7 protein-coding genes and 1 pseudogene are annotated in these 8,946 nt (G+C 59.9%); 3 read left to right on the top strand and 5 right to left on the bottom strand.

Annotation, left to right across the window (positions count from 1 at the left end; all coding sequences use genetic code 11):
- Positions 1 to 182: 182 nt before the first annotated feature.
- The 3 genes and pseudogenes from ppx (at position 183) to M3436_08070 (ending at position 3,783) form a co-directional block, all read left to right on the top strand.
- Entirely contained in the window at positions 183 to 1,676 is a 1,494-nt protein-coding gene (gene ppx, locus M3436_08080; GenBank protein ID MDQ3564085.1) for an exopolyphosphatase, read from the top strand.
- A gap of 91 nt (positions 1,677 to 1,767) precedes the next feature.
- The gene (locus M3436_08075; protein MDQ3564084.1) at positions 1,768 to 2,634 is read left to right on the top strand and encodes an aldo/keto reductase; all 867 of its coding nucleotides are present in this window, start codon (positions 1,768 to 1,770) and stop codon (positions 2,632 to 2,634) included.
- 278 nt (positions 2,635 to 2,912) lie between these two features.
- Positions 2,913 to 3,783 (top strand): annotated as a pseudogene (locus M3436_08070) (FRG domain-containing protein).
- A 163-nt stretch (positions 3,784 to 3,946) separates the two neighbouring features.
- Here the strand turns inward: M3436_08070 and M3436_08065 are convergent.
- From M3436_08065 to yajC, 5 genes are all read right to left on the bottom strand, one after another.
- On the bottom strand, positions 3,947 to 4,147 hold the full coding sequence (locus M3436_08065; GenBank protein ID MDQ3564083.1) for a hypothetical protein: 201 nt from the start codon (positions 4,145 to 4,147) through the stop codon (positions 3,947 to 3,949).
- Between the two features lie 278 nt (positions 4,148 to 4,425).
- Positions 4,426 to 5,577, bottom strand: a complete 1,152-nt coding sequence (locus M3436_08060) for a 4-phosphoerythronate dehydrogenase (GenBank protein MDQ3564082.1) — start codon at positions 5,575 to 5,577, stop codon at positions 4,426 to 4,428.
- 39 nt (positions 5,578 to 5,616) lie between these two features.
- A complete protein-coding gene (gene secF, locus M3436_08055) occupies positions 5,617 to 6,555 on the bottom strand; it encodes a protein translocase subunit SecF (protein MDQ3564081.1) in 939 nt (312 codons plus the stop codon).
- Between the two features lie 169 nt (positions 6,556 to 6,724).
- The gene (gene secD / locus M3436_08050) at positions 6,725 to 8,581 is read right to left on the bottom strand and encodes a protein translocase subunit SecD (protein MDQ3564080.1); all 1,857 of its coding nucleotides are present in this window, start codon (positions 8,579 to 8,581) and stop codon (positions 6,725 to 6,727) included.
- Positions 8,582 to 8,603: 22 nt separating this feature from the next.
- Positions 8,604 to 8,936: a preprotein translocase subunit YajC gene (gene yajC / locus M3436_08045; GenBank protein ID MDQ3564079.1), complete on the bottom strand. Its 333-nt coding sequence runs from the start codon at positions 8,934 to 8,936 to the stop codon at positions 8,604 to 8,606.
- Positions 8,937 to 8,946 lie beyond the last annotated feature (10 nt).

Genomic DNA, 8,946 nt, shown 5'->3' with positions numbered 1-8,946 from the left:
ACAGTCGTCGCACCGCCCAGGCTCCCGACGCCCCCAGCTATCCCCGGAGGCCAGTACTCTTTCACCCTAGGAGGCCAGGCTTTACTACCTTCTTTCAGACTCATCTTTGAATTAGAAAATACTCACGGCGGGGTTATGAGAATTACGGTTTCTCGGGAGGCATCGATCGTGGGGAGAAAAACATGCCGTTAGCCGCGGGTCCGGTGGCCGCGGTGGACCTTGGTTCCAATAGCTTTCATATGCTGGTGGCCCAGGTCTCCAGCGGGCGCTTGCAGGTCGTCGATCGCATCAAGGAAATGGTGCGTCTCGCCGCCGGGCTCGACGATCGCAACTGTCTCGATGAGGCGGCCATGACGCGCGCCCTCGATACCCTCGAGCGTTTCGGACAGCGCCTGCGCGATGTCTCCAATGGCAATGTGCGCGCCGTCGGGACCAACACGCTGCGCAAGGCCCGCAATCGAAGAGAGTTCTTGGCGCGCGCGCGGCAGGCGCTCGGTCACCCGATCGATATCATCGGCGGCCGCGAGGAGGCGCGCTTGATCTACCTCGGCGTATCGCACAGCCTCGAGGACAGCGCCGAGCGGCGGTTGGTCGTCGATATCGGGGGCGGGAGCACGGAGTTCATCCTCGGCCAGCAGTTTAAACCCGGTCACATGGAGAGCCTGCACATGGGATGCGTGGAGATGAGCCGGCGATTTTTTAAAGAGGGGGTAATCGACGGCGCCAGCATGGAGAAGGCCGAGCTATTCGCGTTGCAGGAGCTCGAGCCGATCTGCTCCCTGTTTCGGCGCGTCGGCTGGGAGTCCGCCATCGGCGCCTCGGGCACCGTGCTCGCAGTGCAGGACGTGGTGCGCCAGCAGGGATGGACTCAAAATGGTATCACTGCGGGCGCCTTGCGCAAGCTTCGCAAAGCAATGATCGCGGCGGGCCGCGTCGATAAGCTGGCGTTCGAAGGGCTGCAAAGCGACCGCGCCCCGGTCTTCGCGGGCGGTGTGGCGATCCTCGGCGCGATTTTCCAATCCTTGGGCGTCGAGCGCATGCAGGCGTCGAGCGGTGCCTTGCGCGAAGGCCTGCTGTACGACCTTTTGGGCCGCATCGAGCAGGAGGATGTGCGCGCGGCCACCGTCGCCGAGCTCATGCGCCGCTATCAAGTCGACGAGCCGCAGGCGGCGCGCGTGGCGGCCACGGCACGGGCCTTACTTGAGCAAGCACCCGGCGCTTGGGGGATCGAGCGGGAGGAGCACGGCCAGCTCATAACCTGGGCGGCGCGCTTGCACGAAATCGGCCTCGCCATCTCCCACAGTCAATACCACAAGCATGGGGCTTATCTTGTTAGCAACATGGACCTGCCCGGTTTCTTCCAGGGTGAGCAGGAAGTGCTCGCCATGTTGATCCGCGGGCACCGGCGCAAGCTGCCGCTCGGCGAGCTTCAAAACCTTGCCGACACGGTGCGGCTACCGGCCTTATACCTGTGCGTGCTATTACGGCTGGCCGTCACGCTGCACCGGAACCGAACCGAGGCACCGCTCGCGCCAATCACGCTGGAAGGAGACACCCGGGTCGTGAAACTGCGTTTCGCGCCGGGATGGTTGGAACAAAATCCCCTGACCCAGGCCGATTTGGCGCAGGAGGCGTGGTATTTGAGTGCCGCGGAGATCAGGCTCAAGTACAAGTGAACGGCAATTCGGGCTAGGCGCGGATCGCGGGTCGGTGGCCGTTTATCGGAAACAATCTTATACTTAACCAGATTACGCATGGAGGGGCGCTATGGATACGCTGCGGCGGGAAATCAACGGCACGGGCATCGCCGTTTACCCGATTGGGCTTGGGGCCATGCCCTTGTCGATTGCCGGCCGGCCCGAGGAGGCTCAAGCCTTCGAGGTGATCAAAGCTTTCGTCGAGGCGGGCGGCGACTTTATCGATACCGCAAATGTCTATTGCCTCGATGACGCCGATATCGGTCACAACGAGCAATTAATCGCGAAGGCATTGGAGCGCCTCGGCAAGCGAGGCAGCGTCACCGTCGCCACCAAGGGCGGGCTGCGCCGCCCCAAAGGCGAGTGGACCACCGACGGCAAGCCCGTATCGCTGCGGGCCTCGTGCGAAAAGAGTCTGCGGGATCTCAACACCGGCGCCATCACGCTTTATCAACTCCACGCGGTCGATCCCGCGGTCGATCTCGCGGAATCGCTCGCGGAACTCATGCGGCTCAAAGAAGAGGGGAAGATCCTGCATATCGGGTTGTCCAACATCACCCCGCGCCAGTTGGAACAGGCCTTGACGATGACGCCGATCGCCTCGGTACAAAACCGCTGCAACGTGCTCGAACAGACGGATTTTAAGAACGGCATGGTGGCGCTTTGCCAAGCGAAGGGCGTCACCTATATTCCTCATAGCCCGGTGGGAGGCCACTATCGACATGCGCGGTTACGCGATGAACCGATGCTGACGAGGCTTGGGAAAAAATACAGCGCTTCGGCGTATCAGATCGCCCTCGCCTGGTTTCTGCATAAGGGGCAACATATTCTACCGATCCCGGGCGCCAGCAAGCCGAAGAGTATTCTCGATAGCTTGAAATCCGTGGAGGTTCGGCTGGCTCCAGAGGACATCGCCGCGTTGGATCGGCTGGGTTAGCTTGATAAAAACCTGCATCGACAGTACACAAAGTGCGCCGATGCCCTGGTAGGATCAGGGCGGCCCTATTCGGCCCGGAAAACTTCTTCGAGGGGTAGGCGTAAGCCAGGAAACAAAGGCGAGGCCAACTGAAAAGGCATTCGACGCAGTTCTAAAGGGAATGTCGATTCTGACTTCCTACGTACGCAGCCCGTCACAGAGAGCCTGTCATTGCGACAAAGAGCCCCCGAGGAAGTGCTGCCGATAGGCGAATAACCCTCAAGGGCCGACTCAGGCGTATGTGCTACCAAAATTTATATGACACGAAGGAACTTAACTCTTGGAAGGGATTAATAGACTTTTATTACGACAACGATAAATTCAAAACCAAAAGCTGGTGTTTTCGGGGACAAGAAAACGCGGATTGGAATCTTCAGACAAGTCTAGAATGGGCGGCTCGGCGCTTAGGTAAAGAATGGGATGAGTTTCCTGATACCGAGGAAGGACTCCTAAGACATTTCAAGCGGCAGGCCCACCACTACATTACCGATGTACGCCGATGACCAGTTCATTGAATGGCTCTCATTAATGAGACATCATGGGGCGCCTACACGTCTTCTTGACTGGACTTATTCTTTCTTTGTGGCTGTCTACTTTGCCATTGAGATCGTACAACCAGAAAGGTCCTGCGCCATATGGGCAGTCGATAGCGATTGGTTACGAAGGAGGGCAGAAGCAGTCTTGCCAAATGATGCCAAAGAGAAGCTTACGCAAGATAAGTTCGCTAAAAACCCAGGCACAGTTGCGGCAATAGTTCAACGATCAGAACCTATCCCTCTCGTTTTTACGTTGAATCCTTTTCGCCTAAATCAGCGGTTGGTGTTGCAGCAGGGGCGTTTTCTTGTCCCAGGGGATGTCGGGCGTTCGTTTATGGAAAACATGCAAGTGATTCTTGAGGGATTGGAGTCCAAAAACCATTTCATCAAGCTTAATATTCTCTGTACTCAGAAGTTCCTACGTGAAGCAATCAGAGGATTGCACAGCATGAACATTAGCCGAGCAACCCTCTTCCCTGATCTGGACGGTTTCTCAAAGAACCTTCGAAATCTTATCGCCATCCCGCGGGCAATTGATGTCCCAGGGTCATCATTTTCCAAGGTCCCGCCGTAAGATAGCGCAGTGCATCGCCTGGGTTGAGCGCAGCGAAACCCGGGGGAGAATGAGCTTCGTTTCCCGGGTTAGCCAGCGCGCGGCTAACCCGGGCTACAATTTCTACTGGCCGTGGCCAACGTCTTCCATGCGGGTGACGGTAACTTACATCCGCTCACCCTCACTACGCGGATTCAGGGACCACGTATGCGACCACGGACGACAGGATGGTTGTGAGCGCGGAAGCGACCTCACCAGGAATCGCGGTCCCGGCAAAATTGTTCACGGCCCAGACTACGGTAATCGATATCGCTCCTGCGAGCGCGCTTGAGCTGACCTTGCGTGATGGCACAAAAGCTTGGACGTTTTGAACATTGACGTTCATGAAAATTACCTCCTATTCAGACGGATCGAATCGCTTAAGGTGCTCTGCTCATTCGCTCAAGCCTAAGCTTGCATCGAATGGTAAGCTGCACGTAAACAATATACGAGGGGAGTGCGTCTTTTTTCCGTGAAAATTCTCACAAAGAAATTGTGAAATCTTCCCGGAATTAAACCGCCGCTAATCGGGTACCGAACTTTGTCGAGCGATTTTCTCTAGGGATTAGCTTCGTCCCGGGTTACGCCGCTGCGCGGCTAATCCAGGCTACGATTTCTACGATGCTAACCTGCCGTATCCGCGGCCACACCGAAACCCAGCGCGCGCAATAACGCTCGGAATGCTGGTCGGTCTGAGGGCGCCAACACCTCTACCGCGCTGAACTCGCGGCGCGCGCGGTAATGGGCGCGCAGCGCGTCGAAATGCGGGCCGCGCTCGGCTAGCGGCAGTCCGTCAATTTCCGCCAACGCGCGGTGATCGTCGCGCGGGTCATAACAGGCAAAGACGGCCCGGCGTAATAGATCTTCGTCTGTCTCCGCCTCATCCAAGCACAGGGTACGCATTGTGTCCGCTGCGACGGGTGGCTGCCACTCCGTAGGCACGCTTAAAAATTCGCAGACCGATTGATACAACATCTCCGTTGCGCGGAGCTTCGCATCGTCACTGTAACCGGCGATATGTGGCGTTCCGATCGCCGCGCGTCGCGAGAGCTCGACGTCGATGTCCGGCTCATGACACCAGCAGTCGATCACCGCGGCCATGCGGGGGCGCCGCATCAGCAGGGTTCGCAATGCCGGCTCGTCGATGACGCCACCGCGGGCGGTGTTGATGAGGATCGCATCGTTGCGCATGCGGGTGAACTCCTCTAGGCCGATGAGATTGACCGTCGGATGGGAGCCGCTCGCCGTGAGCGGTACGTGCAAGCTGACGACATGCGCGGACAGGGCATCATCAAGGGTGCGGTATTTTACTTCTCCCGTCAGTTCCTGAAGTGGCGGATCATGGATAATGCACTCGACCCCGAGCGCCCCGAGCAAGTCCGTAACCCGCGCGCCGACATGCCCGCAGCCGATGATTCCTGCGGTCATCCCCTTGAGCACGGCTCCACGCTGTTCGGCCAGGATGAGAAGCGCGCTGAGCACGTACTCCGCGACCGCGGTGGCATTGCTTCCGGGAGCGGCGGCGAAGGCGATCCCTTTGCGGCTTAGGTACTCGAGATCGATGTGATCGACGCCGCTCGTCGCCGTGCCGACGAAGCGCACCCGGCTGCCTTCGAGCAAGGCGGCATCGACCCGTGTCACGGAACGGACCAAGAGCAGATCGGCGTCGCGCGCGATCTCCGGGGTCCAATCACGGCCCGGAACTACGCACAAGTCCCCAAGCGAGGCGAACGCGTCGCCCACATAGGCGATATTGGGATCGGCGATGATGCGCATGCACGCGCTCCGCCGTCGCGGACAGGCAGGCCTTAGCGGTTAAGGACGCCCATCGAACTCGGCGCCCTCCTTCTTCACCGGCAAGAGATCGGCGCGGCTGAGCCCGAGCACCAGCGCGACGGGGCTCGCGACATAGATCGACGAGAAGGTCCCGATGACGACACCCAGGATCAGTGCCAGCGCGAAATCATCGATCACACCGCCGCCCAAATAAAACAGCGCGATCAATACGAAAAGCGTGGTAGGCCCGGTGACCAAGGTCCGCGACAAGGTCTCGTTAATCGAGCGATTCATGACTTCGATAGGGCCCTCTTTGCGGAGCTTGCGGAAGTTTTCGCGGATGCGATCGAAGACGACGATGGTGTCATTAACCGAATAGCCAGCCACCGTGAGGATGGCGGCCAGCATAGTGAGATCGAATTGCAGACCCAAGAGGCTCACAAACCCCGCCGTGATGACGAGATCGTGCAGGATCGCGATGACCGCGGCCACGGCGAGACGCAGCTCGAAACGAAACGCCACATAGAACAGGATCCCGATGAGCGCGAACACCAACGCGAGCCCGCCGTCTTCCACGAGCTCCTGTCCCACTTGAGGTCCGACGAATTCGACCTGACGTATCTCGACGGATGTTCCGGCGGCGGTCTTCAAGGCATCGAGGACGCGATTGCTGAGATCGGCGGAGTTTAGGCCTGCGCGCGGGGGGATCCGCACCATCACGCCCTTCGAGGTGCCGACGTGCTGCACGACTGCATCCTCGAAATCACCGCGCGCGAGCGCGCCGCGCACCTCGGCCAAGTCAACAGCTTTATGGTATTCGACCTCGATGAGCGTGCCGCCGGTAAAATCGATGCCCAGGTTCAAACCGCGCACGAAGAAGGAGGCGATTGAGACGGCGAAGACAAACCCCGAGAGCACGAACGCGAGGTAACGCTTGGACATGAAATCGATCTTCGGGGTCTTTTTAAAGAGATCCATCGCCTAATACCTTTGGAAGCTCTGCAAAAGTTACTGCGCAGCCCATCTGCTTTGGCGCGTGCTCGCTCGTCGCTCGCCTATCTACCTGATATGTCTCGCGACTCGCTCCGCGGCTTCGCGCATCTGGGCTTGCTCGCGACACTTTTGCAGAGCTTCCGTTAAGTGACGGCTACACCGCGAGGCGGGCGAGCCGCCGGCCTCCGTACAGAAGATTGATCACGGCGCGCGTACCGGCGATGGCGGTGAACATCGAGGTCACGATTCCGAGCGACAGGGTCACCGCGAAACCTTTCACCGGGCCGGTCCCGAACGCAAACAGCACGACCGCGGCGATGAGCGTGGTGAGGTTGGAATCGGCGATGGTGGCGAAGGCCTTCTCATAGCCGGCGTTGATGGCGGCCTGCGGGGTGGTGCCGTTGCGCAATTCCTCGCGGATGCGCTCGAAGATGAGCACATTGGCGTCGATTGCCATGCCCACCGTCAGCACGATGCCCGCGATGCCGGGCAAGGTCAGGGTCGCCTGCAGCAGCGACATCAGCGCGAGCAGCAGCACCAGATTGAGCGTCAGCGCGAGATCGGCCACCAAGCCGAAGACCCCGTAGTAGATGGCGGTAAACACCAGCACCAGCGCGAAGCCGATGACGGACGCGTTGTAACCCATCGTGATGTTGTCTTGGCCGAGACTCGGTCCCACGGTGCGCTCCTCGATGATCGAGATCGGCGCGGCCAGCGCTCCGGCGCGCAGCAGGAGCGCGAGGTTCCGCGCTTCCTCGGTGCTATCCAGCCCCGTGATCTGGAAGCGCTTGCTCAGTTGCTCGCGAATGGTGGCGATATTGATGACTTCCTCGACCGTCTTCTTTACCTTGATGGTTTCATTGCCCTTCTTCTGGGTGTCGATTTTGGTCTCGATGAAGACCACGCCCATGGGCCGCCCGACGTTGTCGCGGGTGGCGCGGCTGAAGATACGCGCGCCCTTGCCGTCCAAGGTAATGAACACGGCCGGGCGATTATCGACCGAGTCCAGGCCCGAGCTCGCGTCGATGATGTATTCGCCGGTCAGCATCACCTGGCGTTTCAAGAGCACCGCTTCGCCCTCGCGCGTCTGATAGAGCTTAGCGCCCGGCGGCGTCCTACCCTCGACGGCCTCCTGCGGGTCGTGTTCCTCATCCTGCATGCGGAATTCCAGGGTCGCGGTCGCGCCGAGGATTTCCTTGGCCCGGGCCGTGTCTTGCACGCCGGGCAGTTGCACGACGATGCGATCCAAGCCGTGCTGCTGGATGATGGGCTCCGCCACGCCGAGCTCATTGACGCGGTTGCGTAGCGTGGTGAGGTTTTGTTGCAGGGCAAGCTTGCGCGTCTCGCGGATGTAATCCTCCTTCAAGTTCAGCCGCACCGCGCTCCCTTCCGAATCGTTCTCAAGAGCGAAGGTGAGATCCCGGAACTCCTCATTGAAAAGATCCTCGGCCTCGGATTGACTGGCCGCATCGCGCAAGGTCACGAGGACCCCGCGGCCGGCCTCGCGGGCGATGGTCTTATAGCGGATCTTTTTCTCGCGCAGCGCCGAACGCAGATCGGAGACAAAGCGTTCTTCGGCCATGCGCACGACCGCCTCCATATCGACTTCCATCAAGAAATGCACGCCGCCGCGCAGATCCAAGCCGAGGTACATGGGCTTGGCGCCCAGCGCTTGCAGCCACGCGGGGGTCGCGGGCGCTAGATTCAGGGCGACCACATAGTCCGGCCCGAGCGCCGCCGCCACGGCATCATTGGCCTTGAGCTGCGCCTCGGTATCGGTGAGACGCACCAGCAGGCCGCGCGCATCGCGCTCGAGGGCCAGTGGTTTCAATTGCGCCTCCTTGAGCGCGGCGCGCACCGTATCTTCCAGGGCCGCATCGAGCGGCGCGGACCGCGCCGTGGAGATCTGAAGGGCGGGGTACTCCCCGTAGAGATTCGGCAGCGCATACAGCACGCCGACCACGATAATGCTCAGGATGAGCAGGTTTTTCCACAAGGGATAGCGATTCATCGCCTAGGCCGATTGCGCTTGCCTAAAGGGTCTTGACGGTGCCTTTCGGGACCGTGTTGGCGACCTGGGCTTTCTGCACCTTGACCTCGACGGCCTTGCCGACATCGATGAGCACGAAGTTCTCCCCGACCTCCAAGACCCGGCCGAGCAAGCCGCCGGTGGTGACGATCTCATCGCCCTTGGCCAAGGCCTCCATCATCTTCTTGTGCTCTTTGTTGCGCTTCGTCTGCGGCCGAATCATCACGAAGTAGAGCACCACGAACAGAAAGACGATGGGAAGGATTTCGAAGAAAAACTGGGCCGCCGGCCGCGAGGGGGCTGCCTGGGCGAAAGCATCGGCGATGAAAAATTCCATTTGACCTCCT

It is taken from the genome of Pseudomonadota bacterium (assembly GCA_030859565.1).
In the GTDB taxonomy this organism is placed as follows: domain Bacteria; phylum Pseudomonadota; class Gammaproteobacteria; order JACCXJ01; family JACCXJ01; genus USCg-Taylor.
This window is presented reverse-complemented; position numbering and strand designations above follow the sequence as displayed.